The organism is Microbacterium sp. cx-55 (assembly GCF_021117345.1).
Classification (GTDB): domain Bacteria; phylum Actinomycetota; class Actinomycetes; order Actinomycetales; family Microbacteriaceae; genus Microbacterium.
The window spans coordinates 3,129,459-3,150,327 of record NZ_CP088261.1; the positions used below are offsets into that span (position 1 = coordinate 3,129,459).

General features: G+C 70.4%; 23 protein-coding genes and 1 tRNA gene. 13 read left to right on the forward strand and 11 right to left on the reverse strand.

The window, feature by feature from the left end; all coding sequences use genetic code 11:
* Nucleotides 1-88 precede the first annotated feature (88 nt).
* A complete protein-coding gene (locus LQ938_RS14675; protein ID WP_223723258.1) occupies nt 89-1,525 on the forward strand; it encodes an MFS transporter in 1,437 nt (478 codons plus the stop codon).
* 176 nt (nt 1,526-1,701) lie between these two features.
* Here the strand turns inward: LQ938_RS14675 and LQ938_RS14680 are convergent, their stop codons facing one another.
* The 3 genes from LQ938_RS14680 to LQ938_RS14690 all read right to left on the reverse strand — a co-directional run bounded on the left by LQ938_RS14680 (nt 1,702) and on the right by LQ938_RS14690 (nt 3,707).
* Entirely contained in the window at nt 1,702-2,337 is a 636-nt protein-coding gene (locus LQ938_RS14680) for an NADPH-dependent F420 reductase (RefSeq protein WP_223723259.1), read from the reverse strand.
* A 207-nt stretch (nt 2,338-2,544) separates the two neighbouring features.
* Complete coding sequence (locus tag LQ938_RS14685; RefSeq protein ID WP_223723260.1) at nt 2,545-2,997, reverse strand: GNAT family N-acetyltransferase; 453 nt, start codon at nt 2,995-2,997, stop codon at nt 2,545-2,547.
* A 161-nt stretch (nt 2,998-3,158) separates the two neighbouring features.
* Entirely contained in the window at nt 3,159-3,707 is a 549-nt protein-coding gene (locus tag LQ938_RS14690; protein WP_223723261.1) for a MarR family winged helix-turn-helix transcriptional regulator, read from the reverse strand.
* A 115-nt stretch (nt 3,708-3,822) separates the two neighbouring features.
* Here LQ938_RS14690 and LQ938_RS14695 point away from each other — a divergent pair, with 115 nt between their 5' ends.
* Entirely contained in the window at nt 3,823-4,578 is a 756-nt protein-coding gene (locus LQ938_RS14695) for a MarR family winged helix-turn-helix transcriptional regulator (RefSeq protein WP_223723262.1), read from the forward strand.
* Between the two features lie 170 nt (nt 4,579-4,748).
* Here the strand turns inward: LQ938_RS14695 and dcd are convergent, their stop codons facing one another.
* Nucleotides 4,749-5,354 carry a dCTP deaminase gene (gene dcd, locus LQ938_RS14700; protein WP_223723263.1) on the reverse strand — a complete coding sequence of 202 codons (606 nt, stop codon included), beginning with the start codon at nt 5,352-5,354 and terminating at the stop codon, nt 4,749-4,751.
* 58 nt (nt 5,355-5,412) lie between these two features.
* On the opposite strand from dcd, the gene LQ938_RS14705 reads away from it, so the two are divergent.
* The 3 genes from LQ938_RS14705 to LQ938_RS14715 all read left to right on the forward strand — a co-directional run bounded on the left by LQ938_RS14705 (nt 5,413) and on the right by LQ938_RS14715 (nt 6,087).
* Nucleotides 5,413-5,486, forward strand: a tRNA-Gly gene (locus LQ938_RS14705).
* Between the two features lie 196 nt (nt 5,487-5,682).
* Nucleotides 5,683-5,937 carry a hypothetical protein gene (locus tag LQ938_RS14710; RefSeq protein ID WP_223723264.1) on the forward strand — a complete coding sequence of 85 codons (255 nt, stop codon included), beginning with the start codon at nt 5,683-5,685 and terminating at the stop codon, nt 5,935-5,937.
* A 9-nt stretch (nt 5,938-5,946) separates the two neighbouring features.
* A complete protein-coding gene (locus LQ938_RS14715; protein ID WP_223723265.1) occupies nt 5,947-6,087 on the forward strand; it encodes a hypothetical protein in 141 nt (46 codons plus the stop codon).
* A gap of 115 nt (nt 6,088-6,202) precedes the next feature.
* Here the strand turns inward: LQ938_RS14715 and LQ938_RS14720 are convergent, their stop codons facing one another.
* Entirely contained in the window at nt 6,203-7,381 is a 1,179-nt protein-coding gene (locus tag LQ938_RS14720; RefSeq protein WP_223723266.1) for an SDR family oxidoreductase, read from the reverse strand.
* 106 nt (nt 7,382-7,487) lie between these two features.
* On the opposite strand from LQ938_RS14720, the gene LQ938_RS14725 reads away from it, so the two are divergent.
* From LQ938_RS14725 to LQ938_RS14735, 3 genes are all read left to right on the forward strand, one after another.
* Nucleotides 7,488-7,982 (forward strand): MarR family winged helix-turn-helix transcriptional regulator, encoded by a 495-nt coding sequence (locus LQ938_RS14725; RefSeq protein ID WP_223723267.1) that lies wholly within the window; start codon nt 7,488-7,490, stop codon nt 7,980-7,982.
* A 111-nt stretch (nt 7,983-8,093) separates the two neighbouring features.
* A complete protein-coding gene (locus tag LQ938_RS14730) occupies nt 8,094-8,900 on the forward strand; it encodes an MBL fold metallo-hydrolase (RefSeq protein WP_223723268.1) in 807 nt (268 codons plus the stop codon).
* Entirely contained in the window at nt 8,891-9,316 is a 426-nt protein-coding gene (locus tag LQ938_RS14735) for a nuclear transport factor 2 family protein (RefSeq protein ID WP_223723269.1), read from the forward strand. The genes LQ938_RS14730 and LQ938_RS14735 overlap by 10 nt, the downstream gene beginning before the upstream one ends.
* Nucleotides 9,317-9,381: 65 nt before the next feature.
* Here the strand turns inward: LQ938_RS14735 and LQ938_RS14740 are convergent, their stop codons facing one another.
* Complete coding sequence (locus LQ938_RS14740) at nt 9,382-9,786, reverse strand: winged helix-turn-helix transcriptional regulator (RefSeq protein WP_263317739.1); 405 nt, start codon at nt 9,784-9,786, stop codon at nt 9,382-9,384.
* A gap of 80 nt (nt 9,787-9,866) precedes the next feature.
* Here LQ938_RS14740 and LQ938_RS14745 point away from each other — a divergent pair, with 80 nt between their 5' ends.
* The gene (locus LQ938_RS14745; RefSeq protein ID WP_223723270.1) at nt 9,867-10,517 is read left to right on the forward strand and encodes an NAD(P)-dependent oxidoreductase; all 651 of its coding nucleotides are present in this window, start codon (nt 9,867-9,869) and stop codon (nt 10,515-10,517) included.
* A gap of 148 nt (nt 10,518-10,665) precedes the next feature.
* On the opposite strand, the gene LQ938_RS14750 is transcribed toward LQ938_RS14745, so the two are convergent.
* Nucleotides 10,666-11,673 carry an aldo/keto reductase gene (locus tag LQ938_RS14750; RefSeq protein WP_223723327.1) on the reverse strand — a complete coding sequence of 336 codons (1,008 nt, stop codon included), beginning with the start codon at nt 11,671-11,673 and terminating at the stop codon, nt 10,666-10,668.
* A 378-nt stretch (nt 11,674-12,051) separates the two neighbouring features.
* Nucleotides 12,052-12,888: a ribokinase gene (locus tag LQ938_RS14755; RefSeq protein WP_223723271.1), complete on the reverse strand. Its 837-nt coding sequence runs from the start codon at nt 12,886-12,888 to the stop codon at nt 12,052-12,054.
* 530 nt (nt 12,889-13,418) lie between these two features.
* Between LQ938_RS14755 and LQ938_RS14760 the strand changes: the two genes are divergently transcribed.
* Nucleotides 13,419-14,375 carry a nucleoside hydrolase gene (locus LQ938_RS14760; RefSeq protein WP_223723272.1) on the forward strand — a complete coding sequence of 319 codons (957 nt, stop codon included), beginning with the start codon at nt 13,419-13,421 and terminating at the stop codon, nt 14,373-14,375.
* A 154-nt stretch (nt 14,376-14,529) separates the two neighbouring features.
* Here LQ938_RS14760 and LQ938_RS14765 read toward each other — a convergent pair whose 3' ends face one another.
* A complete protein-coding gene (locus tag LQ938_RS14765; RefSeq protein WP_223723273.1) occupies nt 14,530-15,489 on the reverse strand; it encodes an EamA family transporter in 960 nt (319 codons plus the stop codon).
* Entirely contained in the window at nt 15,486-16,742 is a 1,257-nt protein-coding gene (locus LQ938_RS14770; protein WP_223723328.1) for a serine hydrolase domain-containing protein, read from the reverse strand. Before LQ938_RS14770 ends, LQ938_RS14765 begins: the two co-directional genes overlap by 4 nt.
* Nucleotides 16,743-16,821: 79 nt before the next feature.
* Here LQ938_RS14770 and LQ938_RS14775 point away from each other — a divergent pair, with 79 nt between their 5' ends.
* Both LQ938_RS14775 and LQ938_RS14780 read left to right on the forward strand, forming a co-directional pair.
* A complete protein-coding gene (locus LQ938_RS14775) occupies nt 16,822-17,130 on the forward strand; it encodes a DUF2470 domain-containing protein (RefSeq protein ID WP_223723274.1) in 309 nt (102 codons plus the stop codon).
* An 83-nt stretch (nt 17,131-17,213) separates the two neighbouring features.
* A complete protein-coding gene (locus LQ938_RS14780; RefSeq protein ID WP_223723275.1) occupies nt 17,214-17,870 on the forward strand; it encodes a biliverdin-producing heme oxygenase in 657 nt (218 codons plus the stop codon).
* 425 nt (nt 17,871-18,295) lie between these two features.
* On the opposite strand, the gene LQ938_RS14785 is transcribed toward LQ938_RS14780, so the two are convergent.
* Complete coding sequence (locus LQ938_RS14785) at nt 18,296-19,654, reverse strand: ATP-dependent DNA helicase (protein WP_223723276.1); 1,359 nt, start codon at nt 19,652-19,654, stop codon at nt 18,296-18,298.
* Between the two features lie 131 nt (nt 19,655-19,785).
* Between LQ938_RS14785 and LQ938_RS14790 the strand changes: the two genes are divergently transcribed.
* On the forward strand, nt 19,786-20,853 hold the full coding sequence (locus LQ938_RS14790) for a hypothetical protein (protein ID WP_223723277.1): 1,068 nt from the start codon (nt 19,786-19,788) through the stop codon (nt 20,851-20,853).
* Nucleotides 20,854-20,869: the final 16 nt, after the last annotated feature.

Genomic DNA, 20,869 nt, shown 5'->3' on the forward strand with positions numbered 1-20,869 from the left:
CAGGTAGCCTGAGCGCACGCCGCGAGGATGCGGCGCGGCGGCACTCCCGGAAACCGCCCGTTCACCGAAGGGCCATACCGTGACGCACATGGATCCCGAGTCGCGGTCGTCAGCCGCATCCGCCACACCTCCCGTGCCGCCGCCGACCGCCAACACCGGCGCGATCGGACCGATGGGCGAGTTGTTCCAGGATGCGGACTCCGACCGCGTGGTTCCGCGCACGCAGGTCATCTCGTGGGCGTTCTGGGACTGGGCGACGCAGCCGTTCAACTCGGTGATCCTGACGTTCGTGTTCGCGTCGCTGTACATCGTGTCGGACTCGTTCCTTCCGGCCGACATCGCCGCCCTCCCCGACACGGATGCGGTCAAGGAACGCGCCATCGCCGACCTCGCGAGCGGGTACGGCCTCGCGACGACGCTCGCCGGCATCCTGATCCTGCTGCTCGCCCCGGTTCTGGGGCAGTCCGCCGACCGCGCCGGACGCAAGAAGCGCTGGCTGGGCGTGTTCACCGTGCTGCTCGCACTCCTGCAGTTCGCGCTCTTCTTCACCCTCGCCGACCCGGCCTACTTCTGGTACGGCGCGATCGTGCTGGCGGTGGGAGCCGTCGTGTCGGAGATCGCGGGCGTGAACTACAACGCGATGCTCGTGCAGGTCTCGACGCCCCGCACGATCGGTCGCGTGAGCGGGCTCGGCTGGGGCCTCGGGTACATCGGCGGCATTCTGGCGCTCACACTCGTCGTCGTGCTCACGTTCGCCGACTGGTTCGGCATGGACACGTCCAACGGCCTCGCCTACCGCCTCATCGCGGTCGGATGCGGAATCTGGACGCTCGTCTTCGCCATCCCGCTGTTCAAGAACGTTCCGGAAGCGCCTCCGATCCCCGGCGCGCAGAAGGTGGGATTCTTCGCCGGCTACGTGGTGCTCGTGAAGGACGTCGCACGCCTCTACCGCACGCATCGGCCGACGTTCTGGTTCCTGTTCGCCAGCGCGATCTATCGCGACGGGCTCGCGGGGGTCTTCGCGTTCGGCGGCGTGCTGGCCGCCGCCGGCTTCGGCTTCTCGGATACGGAGGTCATGATCTTCGGGATCGCGGCGAATATCGTCGCGGGCATCTCGACGATCATCGCCGGCCGCTTCGACGACCTGTTCGGCGCGCGCGCCGTGATCATCGGCGCCCTGCTCGGACTCGTCGTGATGGCCGTCGTGCTGTTCGCCCTGCACGATTTGGGGCCTGTCATCTTCTGGATCGGCGGGCTCGCGCTCTCCGTCTGCGTGGGGCCGGCGCAGGCATCGAGCCGGTCGCTTCTCGCGCGCGTGACTCCGAACGGAATGCAGGGCGAGATCTTCGGCCTGTACGCCACGACCGGCCGCGTCGCGAGCTTCCTCGCGCCGGCCGCGTGGACGCTCTCGATCGCGCTGTTCGGCGCAATCATCTACGGCGTGCTGGGGCTCGGCCTCGTGCTGCTGGTCGGCCTCATCATCCTGCTCTTCGTGAAGCTGCCCCCGCACACCCGCCTGCGCTGACCCGCGGCGGGATGCCGCGGCGCGTCCGCTGCCCGACCTCGCGTCCACTGCATCCGCTGCATCCACTGCATCCACTGCATCCAACCGCGAGACGGGATCTTCGCGCCGAGACAGTGGGGTAACCCCTAAGTCTCGGCGCGAAGATCCCGTCTCGGTGGTCGATCGGGGCGCGCGGGTCAGCGCTCGGCGCGGGCCAGGTTCGCCTCGAGCTCGGCCGCATCCTGACGCACGACGTACGCCGGGCGGTCGCGCTCGACGCGCCAGCTGTCGGCGAGCGGTCCGATGTTGACGGTGTCGAAGCCGAACTCGTCGTAGATCGCGGTCACGAATGCGGAACCCTCGGCGGAGTCGCTCGCGGTGGCGAGCGCGCGGCGTCCCGGGGTGCCTGCGGGGGTGCCGTCCGCGAGGATGTCGCCCGACATGATGTGGTTGAAGGCCTTCGCGACGACGGATGCGGGCAGGTGCTCCTGAAGCATCTGCGATGTCGTCGTGCGCTTCTCGTCGAGAGCGGAGATGCGGCCGTCGCGCTCCCAGTAGTAGTTGTTCGTATCGAGCACGATCTTCCCCGCCAGGGGCTCGACGGGCACCGACTCGAGCGCCCGGAGCGGAACCGTGACGATCGCCCAGTCGCCGCGCTCGGCAGCATCCTGAGGCGTTCCGGCGGTCGCCCGCGGACCGAGGTCGGCGACGAGGCCCGCGAGGGTCTCCGGGCCGCGAGAGTTGCTGATCACGACGTCATAGCCGCGGTCGACGAGCCCGCGCGCGAGGGTCGATCCGATGTGTCCTGCTCCGATGATTCCGACAGTAGTCATACTGCGGTCAACGACTCCCGCCGCGCAGAATTCCCGCCCGGCAGGCCGCCTCATCCCCCTCCGACCTCATGAGCACGATCGTGGCGCCGGGTCCCCATCCGACCACGAGACGGGATCAGGGCGCCGAGACCGTGGGGTTACCCCCAAGTCTCGGCGCGAAGATCCCGTCTCGCGGGTGGAGGTCGGCCGGGCTCGCCCCCGCCGGGGTCAGGCGCGGGCGGGGCGGCGCATCGGGACGTGCGGGATTCCATCCTCCGAGAACGGCTCACCGCTGATGACGAAGCCGAAGCGGGCGTACCAGGGGCCGAGATGCTGCTGCGCATCGAGGACGATCGGATGCTGCGGCCACCACTCCTCGCATCGCGCGACACCGCGCTCCATCAGCCGAGCCGCGATCCCCTGCCCCCGAGCCGATGCGGCCGTCGCCACCCGGCCGATGCGCGCGACGTCGCCGTCGTGCAGCACCCGGAGCGTCGCGACCACCTCGGCGCCGTCCTCGGCCCAGAGGAGTTCCGCATCCGGTTCCAGGTCGCGACCGTCGAGCTCGGGGTACGCGGCCTCCTGCTCGACGACGAACACCGTCACCCGCAACCACAGGATGCGGTAGAGCGTCTCGGGCGCGATCTCGCGCAGCGGGGCGCGGTGGTACTCGACGGGCATGTGCTCCACGCTAGCGGCGCGACCCCCGGCAGCGACGTCGGCGGGCTACTGCAAGCCACAACCTCGGCGGGCTACTTCAAGCCACAACCTCGGCGGGCTACTTCAAGCCACAACCTCGGCGGGCTACTGCGGCCAGCTACTGCGTCCGCGACGTCGGCAGGCTACTGCGGCCAGCCGTCGGCGAACTTCGCGAGCAGCCGGGCGAATTCTTGTTGCTCCGTCTCGGTCAGGCCACCGAGCGCCGTGCGGATCGCCTCGCGACGCTCCCCGCGGAACCCATTCGCGATCGCCGACCCGCTCTCGGTGAGCACGATCCGCGTACGCCGCGCGTCGTCGGGGTCTGCCTCCCGGCGCAGCAGTCCGTGCTCGACGCCCTGCTGCACGAGCCGCGATGCGCGGGGCTGGTCGACCCCGATCGCGTCGCCGATCTCGCTGACCGACAGCGGCCCGGATGCGGATGCCAGCGCCACGAGAACCCGCATCTTCGCCGGGCCGTCGGAGGGACGACCGCGCCCACCCGCCCAGGGCGGCATGCGAGGCGGCAGGTGCCCGTCGCCCCGTCCGAACGGTCCGTCGGAGTGCCCATGGTGGTGCGGCCCGTCGTGCGGGCCGGGCATGCCGCGCCATCCGCCGCGTCGTCCGCGCAGACGCCCGAGCGCGTCGGCGATCACCTCTTCGGGGCGGCGGTCGGAGTTCTGCGGGTCGGCCATGCGTCAAATTTACATGCATCTTGACATGCGACGGGATTACATGTCACACTGCATGCACATGCCACATGACAAGTATTTCCGCCGCCGCACAGGCGACACGACGAAAGGACGTCTCATGGAAGACGACACTCAGACCCCCATCACTCCCCCTCGCGAACGGCCGCTCGGCTACTGGCTGCGCGCGCTCGACGCACGCATCTCCGAGCGAGTCGCCGCGGCCTTCGAGGCCGGGGGCATCGGACGCCGCGAATGGATGCTGCTGAACGTGCTCTCCGGCGACGTTCCGGCTCCCGGATTCGCGGAGCGCCTCGCGCGGCGCGGCAAGAAGCTGCGCTCGCTCGCCGACCGCGGCTGGGTGACCGAAACCGACGGCACCTGGACGCTGACCGACGAGGGACGCGCGGCGAAGGATCGCCTCTCCGAGACGATCACCGCCGTTCGCGACGAGATCTCGGGCGCTGTCAGCCCCGAGGACTTCGCCACCACGATGACCTCGCTCGAGACCATGGCCCGCCAGTTGGGCTGGGACGAGCAGAGCACATACGGTCACGGTCGCCGCGGGTTCGGCCCGGGTCGCTTCGGCGGCCACGGCTTCGGCCCGCACCCGGAGCACCGGCACAGCTTCGGCGCCCGCCACGGGTTCGGCCCGGAAGGCGAGCACGGCTTCGATCCGCGCCCGGGCTTCGATCCCCGCGACGGCTTCGGCCCGGACGGCGAGCACGGCTTCGGTCGACACGGGCACGGCATGCACGCTCAGCACGGATGCGGCGGCGGCCACGGCCGGCACGCGCGCAACGATGCCGAGCAGGCGTACGAGCGCGGCTTCCGCGCCGGCTTCGGCGCTCACGCGTCGGACACCTCCGCAGCCTGACGCGACCGCGGCAAGACACGACAGCGGCACGACGCCCCTGTGTCCTGACGCTGCACCGGCCCGGTGCCCCACCATCCGGACAACCGGCCACACGACAAAGCGCGGGAACCTCGACGGTTCCCGCGCTTTCTCGCGCCTACGCCAGCGCCAGCACCGCTCGAGCGATCGGTTCAGTGACCGGGCGAGCCCGCATCCGTCGTGCCGACGTCGGTGACGTGGAAGTTCTGGAACGACCGCGATGCGGTCGGCCCCCGCTGCCCCTGGTACCGGTTGCCGTAGGGACCCGAGCCGTACGGGTTCTCGGCGGGGGAGCTGAGGCGGAAGAAGCAGAGCTGACCGATCTTCATGCCCGGCCAGAGCGTCATCGGCAGCGTCGCGACGTTGGAGAGCTCGAGCGTCACGTGACCGGTGAAGCCGGGGTCGATGAAACCGGCGGTCGAGTGGGTGAGAAGCCCCAATCGCCCGAGCGACGACTTGCCCTCGAGGCGCGCGGCGACATCGTCGGGCAGGCTCACCTGTTCGAAGGTCGATCCGAGCGCGAACTCACCCGGATGCAGAATGAACGGCTCGTCCGGGTCCACCTCGATCAGGCGGGTCAGCTCCGGCTGGTCGACCGCCGGGTCGATGAACGGGTACTTGTGGTTGTCGAACAGCCGGAAGTACCGGTCGAGCCGAACGTCGACGCTGGATGGCTGCACCATGCTCAGATCGGAGGGCTCGAGACCGATGCGTCCGGCGGCCAGTTCCTGCTTGATGTCGCGATCGGAGAGCAGCACGCACTCAGCCTAGCGATCGAAGGGCGCTGCTATGCTGGCCCAGCGCCGCGAGGCGTACGGGGCTGTAGTTCAATGGCAGAACTTCTGCTTCCCAAGCAGATAGCGCGGGTTCGATTCCCGTCAGCCCCTCCATCGCCCTGACGTGCGGCTCCGGCCGCGCGGCAGGGCAATCGTGTTCGAAGTGAAGCGAACCCCTGGGTGGGCCCCGCCGCCCGAGGCTCCGCGCGCCGCGCAGCGGCGGGTGGTGTGGCGGCGGGACGATTCCCGTCAGCCCCTCCACGCCAAGAACGGCTCGGCTCGTCCGGGCCGTTCTTCGCGTTTCGGCAGAGTGACGCGAACCCTGGGTGGGCCGCATCCGCAGATCGCGCCGCATCCGCAGATCGCGTCGCATCCGCAGATCGCGTCGCATCCGCAGATCGCGCCGCTGGTCAGCCCGAAGCGAGGAGATCTGCCGAGCAGAGGACGGATGGTGCGAATCCCGTCCTCGCTCGGGCAGATCTCCTCGCTCCGGGCCGCGCTGAGCCGCCCACACCGCGCCCCCGGACCCGCGCACACGACCCCACCCACACCGCCGCATCCGTAAGCTGCTCCCATGAACGCGCGCGCTGCGGGGCTGCCCGCGTGCCCGACCTGCGGCGATGTGCTGCGGTTCGAGATCCTCGATGACGAGCGCTTCCTCGTGGCGTGGTCGTGCATCACGTGCGGGCTGATCCGCACGACCGAACCGACCTGATCGAGGTCAGATCGTCGCGCGCAGGGCGTCGGAGAGCGGCTGACCGTCGCCGCACGCGGAGGCGCGCAGCGAGCATCCCGACCATCGGATGCGGTCCGCACGACGCCGAGCGGCGTCAGGCGGGGATGAGCCGGTCCGCGCGGTAGCGGTCGAACAGCGCCGTGAACGAGTCGACCGTGCGGTGGTGCACACCGAAACCGGCCAGGCGGGACTTGCTGATGTCGGTCACGACCTCGATGCCGCGACCCAGGTCCGCATCCGTGTGCCACCACGAAGCGATGCGCCCGAGGTCGTCCTCGACGAGGTCGTTCTCGCGCGCGATGCGCGTCCACACGTCCTGCGCACCGGCCATCTGCTGCGCCAGTGGCTGCGGGTCTACCCCGGGCCCGACCGGCTCGACCCCGAAGTACTGGGCGAGGCGCGTCCACATCCACCGCCACCGGAACACGTCCCCGTTGACGACGTTGAAGGCCTCGTTGCGCCCCGCATCCGTTGTCGACGCCCAGAGCATCTGCTCCGCGAGAACCGTGGCATCGGTCATGTCGGTCAGTCCGTTCCACTGCGTGAGCGACCCGGGGAACACGAACGGCGTGCCGAGCTCGCGGCAGATCGACGCGTAGACGGCGAGCGTCGAGCCCATGTTCATGGCGTTGCCGACGGCGTATCCGATCACGGTGTGCGAGCGGTGCACCGACCACGTGAATGCCGCGCGGTCGGCGGCTGCGAACAGTTCGTCCTCTTGCGCGTAGTAGAAGTTCGGGGCGTCGAGGCGCGCTTCCTCCTCATGAAACGGCGTATCGGGCATATCGCCCTGACCGTATGCCTCGAAGGGTCCGAGGTAGTGCTTCAGCCCCGTCACGAGTGCGGCGTGCTGCAGCGGCGCATGAGAGAGCGCGGCGAACAGATCACGCACCATCGCGCCGTTCACCGCGATGTTCTGCTCCTCGGTGTCCTGCCGCGACCACGCGGTGAAGAACACGTGCGTCGGGTGCTCGTCGGCAAGTGCGCGCGAGAGATCATCGGCGGAGCGGAGGTCGGCCGACAGCGCGCGGATGCCCGGGCGCTCGGCGATCGGACGCCGCGAGAGCGCGGTCACCGGCCACCCTTGCGCCGCGAGCAGGTCGACGAGAGCAGAACCTCCGATGCCGGTGGCACCCACGACGAGCGCGCGGCGCTCCGGAGTGTTCGGGCCGATGCGGTTCTCGTCGGCGCGGTTCGGGTCGATGTCGTTCTCGTCGGCGAGGTCCTCGTCGATGTCGAGCGGGCGGGGCGGGGTCTCTGCAGGAGAAGTCATTACCCGGGGCAACGCCGTGGACCCGGCAGCATTCCCCCTCCCCGGTCCGGCGTGCGGTGTCACCGCGCGTCTGCGCGTCGGGTCGCCGCCGCCGTACGGTGGTCTGGTGAGCGAGTCGACCGAGTTCCCCACGGCCCAAGATGCGGCGAACGACCCGCGCATCCTCCTCTTCGGGCGGCTGCTGGGCGCAGCCAACCGCCTCGACTACCTGCTCGGGCGGGCGCTGGAGGAGAACTACGGCATCAGCCACTCGACATTCGAACTGCTGCTTCTCGTCGGGCGTGCCGGCGCGGGCGGCATCCCCATCCGAGACATCGCACAGGGTCGCGTCGTGACCTCGGGCGGCGCCACCCGGCTCGTGCAACGCGCCGTCACGGACGGGCTCGTCGAGCGCCGGCCCTCCCCCGACGATGCGCGGGTGCAGCTCGTGACGCTCACCGCACAGGGCACCCAGACGGTGCTTCGCGCCAGCGAGGCGCACGTCGAGAACATCCAGCGCTATCTGATCGACAACCTTCCCGCCGGCGACGTGGAGACGTTCGCGCGGGCGATCCGGATGCTGAGTCTGCGCGCCGGCGATGCGCTTCCCGTCATGCCCTGACGCACTTTCTCTTCTTCGGGAATAGCTGACTGCTCAGCTATTGTTCTTCTTGACAGCCGCGAGCGACGTTCGCGGCCTCGGCCCCGCCGAGCCTCCTCAGGAAGGATCCCCATGTCTCTCGAATTCCAGGTCTTCGACCTCGACTTCCCCGTCGGCTCCCCCAACAAGTCCGCCGTCCTCGTGACCGGCCCGAACGAGGCCCTCCTGGTCGACGCCGGGTTCACCCGCGCCGACGGGCACCGCCTCGTCGCGGCCATTCTCGACTCCGGCAAGACCCTGCGGACGGTCTTCATCAGCCACGCCGACCCCGACTTCTACTTCGGCCTCGAGGTCATCGCCGACGCCTTCCCGGATGCGGCCATCGTCGCGACGCAGACGGTCATCGACCACATCCGCGCATCGTACGAAGGAAAGCTCAAGGCGTGGGCCGCGCTCGGCGCCAACCTGCCCACCCGTCTTCCCGAGATCACCCCGCTCGAGGGAGCCACGCTCTCGATCGACGGCGGCGCGCTCGAACTGCGCGGCGGATCTCCGGTCCTTCCCGACCGCGCGTACCTCTGGAGCGCTGAGCACCGGGCGATCCTCGGTGGTGTGCTGTTGTTCCAGCAGGAGCACGTCTGGACGGCCGACACGGCGACACCCGAGAAGCGCGCCGCCTGGATCGACCTGCTCGACGAGATGTCGGCGCTCGAACCCGCGCTCGTGATCGCGGGCCACCGCCTGCCCGGTGCCCCGAATGACACCACCGCGATCGACCACACGCGCGACTACCTGCGGAACTTCGAGACCATCCTCGAAGAGTCGGCCGACGCGGCGGCCGTGACGGCGGCGCTCATCGCGGCCTACCCTGAGGCGGGAATGCTGATCGCGGCCCAGATCGGGCCGAAGGTTGCGAAGGGTGAGATGACATGGGGCTGAACGAATCCGCCGATCCGGCGACCTCGACCGCGCCGCGCGACGTCGTGCGCCGCCAGTACATCGCGTCGGCCACGGGCGACTTGGACGCCCTGCGCGCGACGCTTGCCCCCGACGTGGAGTGGACGGAGATGGCGGGCTTCCCGCTCGCCGGAACGTACCGCACCCCCGAAGGCGTCACGTCGAACGTGATGGAGGTGCTCGGTCGCGACTGGGAGGGTTGGGCCGCCCACGACGACACCTACGTCGTCGACGGCGAGAACGTGGTGGTCCTCGCCCGATACACGGCAACCCACCGCGGCACGGGGAAGAGTCTCGACGTGCGCGTGGCCCACGCGTTCGTCGTGCGAGGCGGCCTGATCGTCCGCTTCGAGCAGTTCGTCGACACCGCGAAGGTCGCCGAAGCCGCCGCTTCCTGAAGACTGTCGCGCGGGCGGCGCCCCTCGGGTAGTCGCCCGCGCGAGGGCCCGCCCGGTGCGGCGCCTCAGCCTGCGTTCGCGGCGGTCCCGTCGTAACGCTCCCAGGATGCCGCCACCTGGCCGAAGTGTTCGATCGACCAGCGCTCGAGCGCCTTGAGCGGTGCACGAAGGGTCTCGCCCGCATCCGTCAGCTCGTATTCGACCCGCGGCGGAACCTCGGCGTACACCGTGCGGGTGACGAGTCCGTCGCGCTCGAGACCCCGGAGGGTCTGGGTGAGCATCTTCTGCGAGATCCCCTCGACCGCCCGGCGGATCTCCGAGAAACGGCGGGGACCGTCGCCCAGCGTGCCGATGATGAGGACCGTCCACCGGTCGCCGATGCGATCGAGCAGGCGGCGGCTGGGGCATCCGTCGGCATAGGGATCGAGATCAGCCGCCGTGAAGGTCGCCGGGGTGTTGATGGTTACCAAGAAGTGCCTACTTCCGAAAAGTGACTATCGGATCTAGCGTATCGACGCAGAGCAACACACGCACGACCGGAGGAAATCTCATGACCCGAATCACCGTCATCGGCGGAACCGGCTACGCCGGGAGCAACGTCGTTCGCGAGGCCGCATCGCGCGGTCATCACGTCACGTCCTACAGCCGCAACCTGCCCGCCGTCGACGCCCGGATCGACGGGGTGCAGTACGAGACGGGGTCGATGCTCGATGCCGACGTCCGCTCCCGCGCGGTCGCCGGAGCCGACGTCATCGTCTCGACACTCTCTCCGCGCGGCGAACTCGACGGCCGCCTGGTCGAGGTCGATCGCGAGCTCGCTGCCCTCGCGGGCGAGCAGGGAAAGCGCATCGCGATCGTGGGCGGTTTCAGCTCACTGCGCCCCGCCGACGGCGCGCCCCGGTTCGCCGACGGCGACGACCTGCCCCCGCAGTTCGCGGGTGAGGCGAAGCAGATGAACACCATCCTCACCGAGCTGCTGGCTGCATCCCCGTCCGTCGACTGGGTGTTCTTCTCTCCCGCGCAGCAGTTCGGGTCGTACGCCCCCGGCGAGACGCTCGGCCGCTACCGCCTGGGCGGTGACGTCGCGTTCTTCGACGAGAACGGGGTCTCTGCCATCAGCGGCGCGGACTTCGCCCTCGCGATCGTCGATGAGATCGAGCGCCCCGCGCACCGCCGGGAGCACGCCAGCGTCGCATACTGAGAAACGCATGACGCAGGGCCCGGGAGATTCCCCGGGCCCTGCGTCATGTCCGGCGGCGGAGCCGTCAGGCCAGGCGGGCGGTCCGTGCCGCCCGGCGTCCGCGCCGTCACGCGAGGCGCTCGGGCCGTGCCGCCCCGTGTCCGAGCCGTCAGGCCAGGCGCTCGCCCGGTGCAGCGATGAACTCGTCGAGAGCCGTCCAGACATCCGCGGGGATCTCGGCCTTGCTCGCCTCGATGGCCTCGTCGACCTGCCCGGGGCGCGACGCCCCGATGATCGCGGTCGTGACCACGGGGTCGCGCAGCACGAACGCGACTGCGAGAGCCGGGATCGACAGACCCGCCTGCTCGGCGACGCCGGCGATTCCGCGGATGCGGCGCAGATAATCGTCGGTCAGGGCCGAGGAGTTCAGGAAGATGCTGTTGGCCGCGCGGGAGTCGGCGGGAACCGTGCCGTCGAGGTATTTCGCCGTCAGCAGTCCCTGCGCGAGCGGTGAGAAGACGGCGCTGCCGACGCCGAGCTCGCGGAGCGCGGGGAACAGCGACTCCTCGGGCGTGCGGTCGAGCGCGGAGTAGCGCGGCTGGTGCAGCAGCAGCCGAACGCCCTCGTTCGCGAGCAGCTCGTGGGCCCGCCGGGTGAGGTCGGCCGGGTAGTTCGAGATGCCGACGTACAGGGCCTTGCCGCTGCGCACGATATCGGCGAGCGCCGTCATCGTCTCTTCGAGGGGAGTCTCCGGGTCGTGCCGGTGCGAGTAGAAGACGTCGACGTAGTCGGTCCGCATCCGGGTCAGGCTCTGCTCCAGCGAACGCACGAGGTACTTTCGCGATCCGCCGTCGCCGTACGGGCCCGGCCACATGTCGTACCCGGCCTTCGTCGTGAGGAACAGTTCGTCGCGGTACCGCCCGAGATCGCTGTCGAGCACCGTCCCGAACGTGACCTCCGCCTGACCGTAGGGCGGGCCGTAATTGTTGGCGAGGTCGATCTGGGTCACACCGCGATCGAACGCATGCAGCAGGATCTCGCGCTGATCGGCGAGCGCACGACCCGAACCGAAGTTCTGCCACAGACCGAGCGACACCTTCGGAAGACGGATGCCGCTCGCCCCCGCTCGAGCGAACGGAACGTCGTCGTACCGGGTCGCCGCGGCGACGTGGGGCACGGGCAGGCGGGAATCATCGGGCGAGATGGGCATCGGTGCCTCTTCCTGGGTGGGGAGCTCTGCGAACTCTAGCGGTCGTGGCGGTCCTGCTCGCGCGTCGCCCCGTTCGCTCTGGCGCCAGCCCCGTGCCCGCGCGCGCCACTTTCCTGCTCACGCGCCTCAGATCTGTAGCGCGCGAGCGGGAAAGTGGCGCGCGGCGGGAAGATTGCGCGCGGGCGGGGAAGGTCGCGCGCGGGCGGGGAAGGTCGCGCGCGGGCGGCAAGGTAGCGCGCGGAAGTGGCGCGCAGCGAGAAGGTGGCGCGCGAGAGGGAAGGTCGCGCGCGAGCGGGAAAGTGGCGCGGGGCGACCTGATGTCGGGGGCGGCGGGGCCGCCGGGCGTCAGGTGTACGCCGCGAGACCCCGGAGCGGCGGCTGCGACTCGGGGTGGGTGACCGCATCCGCCCCCACCGCGCACGCGGCCGTCAGGGCGAGCTCGGGCTCCCAACCGGCGTGCAGGCCGAGCGTGAGGGCCGCGCAGAACGCGTCGCCGGCGCCGACCGCGCTCACCGGCTGCACCCGCGGCGCGGGCACCCGCACGATCTCGACGCCGTCCCGCACGAGGGCGGCTCCCGCCGAGCCGTAGGTCACCGCGACGAGTCGCGCCGCCGACAGCTCGGGCAGCAGCGCGTACTCGGTCTCGTTCACGATCACCAGGTCGGCGCGCGCCACCACCTCCGGCGGGAGCGACTGAGCCGGTGCCGCGTTCACCACGAAGAACCCGGAGACGGATGCGGCCACCGCCTCCACCGTCGCCATCGGGATCTCGAGCTGCACCAGCACCGCTTCGTCGTCCGAGAAGGTCTCCGCATCCGCCGTCACATCGTCGTTCGCCCCGGGGCACACGACGATCTGGTTCTCGCCGGTCTCGTCGACGGTGATGAGCGCGGTTCCGGTGGGGGTGTCACCCAGCCAGATTCCGCTCGGATCGACGCCGGCGTCGGCGAGGTTCTGCAGCATCCGCTGGCCGTCCGTGTCGTCGCCGACCGCGCCGATCATCCGCACGCGGGCACCGAGCCGCGCCGCGGCGACGGCCTGGTTCGCGCCCTTTCCACCGGGCTCACGACGCAGCGCCCCGCCGAGCACGGTCTCGCCCGGAGCGGGAAGTCGTTCGACGGATGCGGTCACGTCGATGTTGATGCTGCCCACCACGCACAGGGGGCCGAAGGAAGCGGGCATAGCTCCATTTGACCACGCCACCGCGCGCGGTGCCCTTGGCCCCAGCCCTCAGCCCCCGCCCCGGCCCGGCCCCGGCCCCGGCCCCCGCCCCGGCCCCGGCCCTAGCGAGGAGATCTGCCCAAGCGAGGAGCGATTCCCGGCATCCGAACCTCGCTCGGGCAGATCGCCTCGCTTCCGGCCGGAAACCCAGCCGTCACGAGGCCTCCCGCACCGCACGTGGCGTGTGCACGGGCCCCAGCCCTCAGCCCCGACCCCAGCCCTCAGCCCCGACCCTAGCGAGGAGATCTGCCCAGGCGAGGAGCAATTCGCGGCATCCGAACCTCGCTTCGGCAGATCACCTCGCTTCGGGCCGGAATGCAGCCCGCCGCAACACCTGTCTCACGAGCAGCCGCACCCGCACCGCATCACCCACACCCGCACGAGCACACCGCGTCACGTGCGCGACACACGATCGGGCTATAACCGAGAGAGTGCCCGCATCCGGGCGCGCGGACGACGGAGTCCGATCCGCCCGACTCCAGGAGCACGACATGACCACGCCCATCCCCGTCTACCTCGACTGCGACACCGGTGTCGACGACACCGTCGCACTGGCGTATCTGCTCGCCTCCCCCGCCGTCGAAGTGGTCGGCATCGGCACGGTGAGCGGCAACATCGACGCCGCACAAGCCGCCCGCAACACGCTCGATCTGCTCGCTCTCGCGGGGCACGCAGACATCCCCGTCGCCGTCGGAGCTCACGACCACCTCGACCACCCTTACGGTGGCGGCGCTCGTCACGTGCACGGCGAGAACGGCATCGGTGGCGTCGAACTTCCCCGCGCGGCCGCCGAGCCCGACCCGCGAGGCGCGGCGCAGCTGCTGGTCGACCTGTCGCACACCTACGAGGGACGGCTGCATGTGCTGACGATCGGTCCGATGACCAATCTGGCCCACGCGCTGGAACTCGACCCGACCCTGCCCGGTCGAGTCGCCGAGGTCACCGCGATGGGGGGCGCAGCGCTGGCCGCCGGCAACATCACGCCCGTCGCCGAAGCCAACGTCTACAACGACCCGCAGGCGGCCGCCGCGCTGGTCGGCGCCGACTGGAATGTCACGCTCGTGCCGCTCGACGTCACCCTCGATCACACTCTCGACGAGGATCAGCGGCGGATGCTGCTGGCTTCGCCGCATCCGTTCGTCCGGGCCGTCGGCGAGATTCTGGACCACTACTTCGACTTCTACCTGCCCACCTACGGGGTGCGCAGTTGCGCACTGCACGACCCGCTGGCGGCGGTCATCGCGGCGGGCGGCTCTCAGCCGACGCGCGCGCCGCGCGTGCCCGTCGAGGTCGACGTGTCGCACGGTCCCGGGCGCGGTCAGACGATCGCCGACCTGCGCGGACAGCGCCTCGGCGTGCGCCACCACGACGGCGCCCGCACCCGCGTCGTGCTCGAGGTCGACGCTCCGATCGGGCCGCACCTGGTCGAGACGATCCTCTCGGTCTGACCCTCGGCCCGAGGGTCGCGCTGATGCCCGCGCCCGCGGCCCGCGCCCGGCTTCCATCCGCGAGACGGGATCTTCGCGCCGAGACAGGGGGGTTACCCCACGGTTTCGGCGCGAAGAACCCGTCTCGCGGTCAAGGGGCGGGTGCGCAGCGCGGTCAGGCCAGCGGCTCGGCGGGCGGCACCGGCGTGCCGGACGGGCCCGACTCGCCCGACGAGCCCGAACGCCCCGCACTCGAGCCGGACGCCCCCGAACGCCCCCCACCCGGGCCGCGCCGGGCACCCGTCAGCACCGCACCGATGCTCGCGACGATCACGAGCGCGATTCCGGCGCCCTCGAGCAGATTCAGGTGCTGCCCCAGCAGCAGGAAGCCGGCGATCGATGCGATCGCGGGTCCGAGGCTCATCAGGATCGCGAAGACGGATGCGGCCAACCGCCGCAGCGCCACGAGCTCGAACGCGTACGGCACCGTCGATGACAGCATCGCGACCGCGAACCCGAGCGCCAGCAGATCGGGGCGCAGCAGCGCGGCGCCCGCATCCGCGATCCCGAACGGCAGCGACAGCACGGCGCCGACCGCCATCGCGAGAGCGAGACCGTCGAGGCGCGCGAACTCCCGCCCCACGCGCGCGGACGAGAGGATGTAGAACGCCCACGCAACCGCGGCGCCGAGCGCGAAGAGCACGCCGAGCAGGTCGAGACGCTCCCACCCGCCACCGCCGAGCGCGGCGACGCCGGCGAATGCGAGCAGTGCCCAGATCCACGCCGAGGCGCGCCTCGCCGCGACGATCGACAACACGAGGGGTCCGAGCACCTCGATCGTCACGGTCACCCCGAGGGGCAGCCGCTCCAGCGCGAGGTAGAACAGGCCGTTCATGACGGCCAGCACGACGCCGAACTGCACGACCGCCGTCCAGGCGGAGCGGCCGTGTCCGCGCAGCGTCGGCCGCGAGATGAGCAGCAGCACGACCGCCGCGAACACGAGGCGCAGCATCACCATGCCGAGCGGACCGACCGCGGGGAACAGCAGAACGGCGACCGATGCGCCGATCTCCTGGCACGCCAGCCCGACGAAGACGAACCCCACCGCGGGGCCCGCGCCCCACCGGCGGGTCACGAGGCGGGCAGCGGGCAGACCGCCGAAGCGGCGATCGCGTCGTGATACTGCTGCGCGGTCCACGGCAGACCGGCATCCGGCGCCGTGCGCCCGCTCGCGGCGGGCGCCTTCGAGACGGTGGCGGCGAGCTCCCACGCGAGGTACGCGCCGACCCGGTCGGATGCCGCCGAGTTGTTCAGCACGACCGAGACCGTCATGCCGGTCGCGGGATCGGCGAAGGATGCCGTGATGTAGCCCGGGATCGAACCGAACTGACCGATCAGCGACCCGGCCTGAACCGCGCCGCCGTCGGTCGTCAGCCACGAGGGCTGATCAGCGGCGATGGGCTGCGGGCTGCCGAAACGATCGATGCCGCTCGGGACGAGCGACCCGGCCGCCAGGGCCTGCGTGTACCGCGCGACGTCGGTGATGTTCGAGACGGCACCGCTGTTGGTGAAGCCGATGCTCGCCGACAGGTCGGTCATGTCGCGCGGTTCGGCGCAGTTCAGTGCACCATCCGCGCCGGGCTGAGACAGGAGCCCCGTGAGCACGGGGTCGCCCGCCGGAGCGGCGGCGCCGACCGGCAGCGAAGTCGACTCGAGCTCCAGCGGGCCGAAGACGTCCTGCTGGAGCAGTGTGGGCGCGGGGGTCTTCGCCGCGTTCTGCAGGGCGAGGCCGAGCAGCACGTACCCGGTGTCGGAGTCGCGCCAGGCGGCACCCGCCGTCGACGGGTCATACCCGACGATGCCGTACGCCGCGAGCTCGTTCGGATTCCAGACGCGGGTGGGCAGTTCCACGGCCTCCGGGCCGAGCACGGGGCCGTACGATCCGAGCCCGCTCGTGCCATCGCACAGCATCCCGAGCGTCACGTTCGCGAGTCCGGCGACGCTCGGCACGTATTCGCGCACCTCGTCGTCGAGCGACACGGTTCCCGCATCGACCATCTGGTAGAGCACGTCGCAGGTCATCGGACGCGTGAGATTTCCGACACGGAACGCGTCGTCGGCGGATGCATCGCCCACCCCGGCGACCCACGAACCGCTCCACGGCGCCCACACGCCGACAACGGCCCCGGTGGAGCCGGTCGCCGCCATCGCGAAGGTCACCGCGGCTTCGAGCGAGGCCTGCGTCTCGGCGGGGAAGGCGGCCTCGACCTGCTCGGGAACATCCACGGTCACGGTGCGGGAGTCGCTGCATCCGCTGATCGCGAGCACGACGACGGCCGCGCCCGCCACGATTGTGGCGGCGCGTCTGAGGCCGGTGCGGAACGGCATGCTCACCCCCGTGATCGTGCTCCAGCATTCAAACACACGCACATCACAGGACCATCACGACGGTCCGTACGCTATGGGGATGCCTCACGCCTTCGACGACCAGACCGTCACCGCGGTACTCGGTCACATGAACTCCGACCACACCGACGACAACATCCTCATCGCCCGCGCCTTCGGCGACCCCCCCGCCCCGGAGTCGGCACGCATGACCGGGTTCGACGGCGACGGCGGGGATTGGGTCGTCACCACCGCCGGCGGCGAGACCGCGGAACTCCGGGTTCCGTGGCCGGGTGGCCCGATCACGGCCCGGCCCGAGGTGCGGCGCGAGGTCGTCGCCCTGTACGAGGAAGCGTGCCGTCGCCTCGGCATCACCCCTCGGCCCCACTGAGCGGCTGCGGGCTCGCGGACACTCAGCGACACCCGAAGAAACTCAGAGGTTAGGTTCTGCTTAGCTGAAGGTATAGTGGCGGCATGAGCGAGCCGATCTCCTTCTCCGCAGCCCTCCGCGAGCGTTCCAGCGGCGCCCATTCCGGCAGCGAGGGCGCGGGATTCATGTCCGACCTCATCAAGGGCGAGGGCACCCGAGACGACTACATCAATCTCGTGGCGCAGCACTGGTTTATCTATGAGGCGCTCGAAGGAGCGGCCGATCGGATGCGGCGCGACCCCGTGGCATCCGTCTTCATCTCCGAAAAGCTCACCCGGCTGCCCGCTCTCGAGGCCGACCTCGAGTTCCTCGTCGGCCCGGACTGGCGCGAGCGCATCGTCCCCCTCCCGACCACGCAGCGCTACGTCGACCGCATCCGCCAGGTCGGCGCGACCTGGGCCGGCGGCTTCGTCGCGCACCACTACACGCGTTACCTGGGCGACCTGTCCGGCGGGCTCTTCATCGGCAAGCTCATGCAGCGCCGCTTCGGATTCGACACGAACGGCATCGGCTTCTACATCTTCGGCGACATCGCCGACCCGAAGGCGTTCAAGGACGTCTACCGCCTCCAGCTCGACGCCGTGCCGTGGGATGACGACGAGCGCGAGCGCGTGATCGACGAGGTCCTGCAGGCATACCGGTTCAACACCGAACTCTTCGAGGACCTCGCGCGCGCGAAGGCCGAGTCCGCCGTCGCCTGACCCGCCCGGGCGGGTGCTCCGCCTCCGGTCGCGGGCGTACCCGGTCGCTCCGCATCCGCATCCAGTCGCGGGCGTACCCGCATCCGGTCGCCGTCTCGGCGTCCGGTCGCCGTAGCCGTCCGGCAGCCCTTGCGTCACCGCATCCGGTCAGGCCGCTCCGCATCCGGTCCCCGTGGCCCGTCCGGCAGCCCTCACGCCACCGCTTCCGGTCACCAGATTCGGAGATGTCACCAGATTCGGATGCTGCGCCCCGATCCGGTCCGAATCTCGCCGCATCTCCGAATCTCGCGACACCGCAGCACCGCCGCCAGCACCCACACCGCCGCGCGCCCGCGCCGCGCGCCCGCACCGCAGCACCCGCCACGCCGCACCGCGCGCCCGCACCGCAGCACCCGCCACGCCGCCCCCGCAGCACCCGCCCGGCGTCAGGAGGTGGCGGCGCGCGCGCTCCGCATGAACCGCTCCACGTCGGGGTCGACCCGCACGTCCGAGGGGCGGAGCGGTCGCGATAGATACAGCCCGTCCAGCGATGTCAGCCGTGACAGCGCGACGTACGTCTGCCCGGGCGCGAAGGCGCCGGCCCCCATGTCGACGATGGCGCGCTCGTAGGTCTTGCCCTGCGACTTGTGGATCGTGACGGCCCAGGCGAGCCGCAGCGGGAACTGCGTGAATTCGGCCACGATGTCGCGGCTCAGCGACCGGGTTGCCGGGTTGTAGGCGTAGCGGAAACGTTCCCAGACGGCCGGTTCGACGTCGTGATCGCGGCCGTCGACCTCGACCCGCACCGACCCTCCGCGCATCTTCACGACCGTGCCGATCGTCCCGTTGACCCATCGCGGGCCCTCGCCGTGCGGCTGGATGTCGTTGCGGAGGAACATCACCTGCGCCCCCGGCTTCAGCTGCAGTTCCGCATCCGCGGGATAGTTCGCCTCGCCGCGACCGAAGTCGCCGCTGATCTCCGCGCGTGCCGTCTGCGCCTTACCTGCGAGCGCTTCGAGGTGGCGCCGGTTGATCGCGTTCACCCGGTCGTTGCGGGTGGCGAGCGTGATCATGGGGGGTTCGTCGGCGCTGGGCTCGGGGGGCCGACGTGCGCCGGTGTCATTCAGGATCTTCGCCATGTCGGCCGTGACCTGGCCGTGCCGCACGGCGTTCAGCAGAGCTTTGAAACCCGGATCGGCCTGGCGGTGGATGTCGCGGAGCTCACGCACGTGCAGCTCGGCACCGAACCGGCCGAGGTCGACCAGACCGTCGTCGGATGGCTCACCCGCCCAGACGTGCGCGTCGAAGAACCAGAACGACCGGTAGTGGTCGTTGACGTACCGCAGCTCGTCACCGCGCGGCGGCACGGGTGCCAGCTGGTACGGGTCGCCGAACATGATCAGCTGCACGCCGCCGAACGGCTCGGCGCGGCGGCGACGCGCCTGGCGGAGCGAGCGGTCGATGCCGTCCATCAGGTCGGCGTTGACCATCGATATCTCATCGATCACGAGGGTGTCGATCGAGTTCAGGATCTTGCGGGTCGCGTCGGACTGATCGAGCTCGGTGTTCGCGATGAGGCCGATGGGCAGCTTGAACAGCGAGTGGATCGTCTGGCCCTCGACGTTCAGCGCGGCGACGCCGGTGGGCGCGCAGACGGCGATCGTCTTCGCGGTGTTCCACGCGAGGTGCTGCAAGAGCGTGGATTTTCCGGTGCCGGCGCGTCCCGTCACGAACACGTGCTCGCGCGTGTCTTCGATGAGCCGGAACAGCGCCTCCTGCTCGGCAGAGAGCGGCGGCGTGTTCATCCCTCCCATGGTAGGCGGGCGGATGCGCAGAATCGGGCCGTCCACACCCGCGCGTCCGCCGTCCACAGCACACATTGCGCCCCGTGGCGACTCCCCACGTTCTCGCGGGGAGGGTTTCCTAGACTGACCGCGTGAGCAATGCGACGACCGGGGGGCGGATGCGGAGCGCCCGGGGTCGGACGTTCGACCTCGGCATCCTCGCGCTCATCGGCGTTCTGCTGTTCGGCGCGCTCGCAGCGGGCACCGCCGCGCTCTACCGCGAGTTCTACAGTCCGTCCGCCTTCGTCCTCCGCTACCTGTCGATGCTGGAGTCCGGTCGCGCCGCCGATGCGCTCGCGATGCCGGGCGTCACGCTCGACGGCCGGCAGCTGACCAACGCGCGGCTGCCGCAGTCCGCATCCGATGCCCTGCTGCGCAGCGCCGCGCTCGGCGACCTCGATGACGCAGAGATCACCGGCGAGGTGCAGGATGGCGACACGACGATCGTCAGCGCCCGGTACGAAGCCGGCGGGCACCGCGCGACCACCTCGTTCCGGATCGCGCGCAACGGCACCATCGGCCTCGCCCCGTCCTGGCGATTCGCGCAGAGCCCGCTCGCGGTCATGAAGGTGTCGGTCGCCGGTTCGATGACGTTCGAGGTGAACTCCTTCTCGCTCGACAAGCGCCAGGTGTCGCCGGAGGGGGCCGACGCTGACCCGCTCGCCCCCGTGTCGATGCTGGTGTTCTCGCCCGGCCTGTACTCGATCTCGGTCGACACCCCGATCGCGAAGACGCCGGGGATGGCCGTGCTCGCCGACGCGCCGATGGTGAACGTGCCCGTGACCCTGCAGGCCGAGCCCACACAGAAGTTCATCGACGTCGTGCAGCAGCGCGTCGAGGAGTTCCTCACCAACTGCACCTCCCAGCAGGTGCTGCAGCCGACCGGATGCCCATTCGGCTTCGTGGTCCGCAACCGCGTCGAGCAGTTGCCAAAGTGGACGATCACGGAACAGCCCGAGATCAGCGTGGTCGCCGACGGTGCCGGATGGCGCATCCCCGACACGGCAGCGACCGCCCACATCGATCTCACGGTGCGGTCGCTGTTCGACGGCGCGTTGTACCCCGTGGCCGAGGACGTGCCGTTCGTCGTCAACGGCACGATCTCCGTGCTGCCCGACGGCACCGCGTCGATTCGGCTCGGCGGTTCCGACCTCGACTGAAGGCCGCCCGGCGAGG